This window comes from Bacteroides sp. AF29-11, assembly GCF_003602895.1.
Classification (GTDB): Bacteria; Bacteroidota; Bacteroidia; order Bacteroidales; family Bacteroidaceae; genus Bacteroides; species Bacteroides uniformis.
On sequence record NZ_QTLY01000019.1, the window covers coordinates 3,759 to 5,398 of the forward strand.

1 protein-coding gene is annotated in these 1,640 nt (G+C 35.8%); it reads left to right on the forward strand.

Translation table 11 applies throughout. From position 1 onward, the window contains the following. Positions 1–329 precede the first annotated feature (329 nt). Positions 330–1,277 (forward strand): tyrosine-type recombinase/integrase, encoded by a 948-nt coding sequence (locus DWZ03_RS19700; RefSeq protein WP_005824483.1) that lies wholly within the window; start codon positions 330–332, stop codon positions 1,275–1,277. The last annotated feature ends 363 nt before the right edge of the window (positions 1,278–1,640 follow it).

Sequence of the window (1,640 nt, forward strand, 5' to 3'; positions counted from 1 at the left end):
ACTTTAAATTTATAAATTTAAAAAAATAAAAAGTGAATAATTTCTCATTTCCGGCATTCCTTTTCCCATAATGCTTTTGTTAAAAAATTCCGTTACTTCGCAGGTAACGGAGGAATTTTCCGTGCAAACATAATTGTTTTTCTATAAATGAGCAAATAATAATGCTGTTTTTTTATAATTAATCGAAAAATCTGCATTTAAGCGCACTTTTTTGTTAATGGGATTGTTGTTCGCCCCAATTATTAGTGTATTTGCACGTATGTTCTGCATTATAAAGGGATTGTACTTATACATATTATTAATAAGAGAATGTATAATTTAAATTGAAGATGAAAGAGATTACCTTACAAGAAATGCTGTCAACTATTATTGGAGAGCTTCGAGAAAATGGAAGATGGGGAACAGCCCATATTTACCAATCTACATTGAATGTGTTTTCCGCATTCAATAACTATCGGGATTTGCATCTGCGCAAATTGAATCCAGTGGTTTTGAAACGTTTTGAAATGCACCTGCGTCAACGAGATTGCAGTTGGAACACCGTTTCTACCTATATGAAAGTCATTCGCTCGGCTTACAATCGAGCTGTAGATTTACGATGTGTCCGTTATACTCCTAGATTATTTGAACATGTGTATACAGGAACTAAAGCAGACAAGAAAAGAGCTTTGGAAGCTTCGGATATAGGAACTTTAGTTCGCGGGACAGAAATGGATTTGTCCAAAAGGATTCCTTCCTCAAGCCTTCAAAAGGCCAAAATGCTATTTGTTTTTATGTTTATGATGCGTGGTCTCCCATTTGTCGATTTAGCTTTCTTGCACAAGAAAGACCTGCAAGGGAATGTATTGTCCTATCGTAGAAGAAAGACTGGTCGCACCTTACGGGTACTTCTATCCCCAGAAGCCTTACAGCTGGTACACATGGTATCCAATAAGGACGAGAACTCACCTTATTTATTCCCAATATTACGTAGCAAGGATGGTACAGAAGCGGCTTATAAAGAGTATCAATCAGCTTTGAGGCGTTTTAACTATCAGCTGTCAGCTTTAAAAACACATTTGAATATGAGTTCACATCTTAGTTCGTATTCGGCAAGACACACGTGGGCCACAATGGCATATTATTGTGAGATTCACCCTGGCATTATTTCCGAAGCGATGGGACATTCATCGATAAATGTTACTGAAACCTATCTCAAACCTTTCAACGACAAGAAGATTGATGAAGCAAACGAGAAGGTAATTTCTTTTGTAAAAAGCAATGGAATCTCGGCATAGTTTTTTTTATTTTTATTGATAAAGCAGCCTAGATGTGTCCATATTTATTCCTCCCGCAAGAAACATCTCTTGAAGGGAAGAGTCCTCTTGCTCATTTCTCAACAACTTCCCCTTAAGCCAAAACTCTACAAAATAACACTTTAAGTCTTTCTTTCCCTATAAATATTTTGATTTCCCTTTATCGTAACTTTACCTCTCGGTCATATTATCAGAATTCCACCTATAAGCCACTTTTCATCTTTCATCACTTAAAATGTTATAAACAATTATAGAGGCATTACAACTATATTAAACTTCTTTTCACATAATTGATTCAAGATGGTTCCCGTTACCTGCGAAGTAACGGAATACTTAGTAACAAAA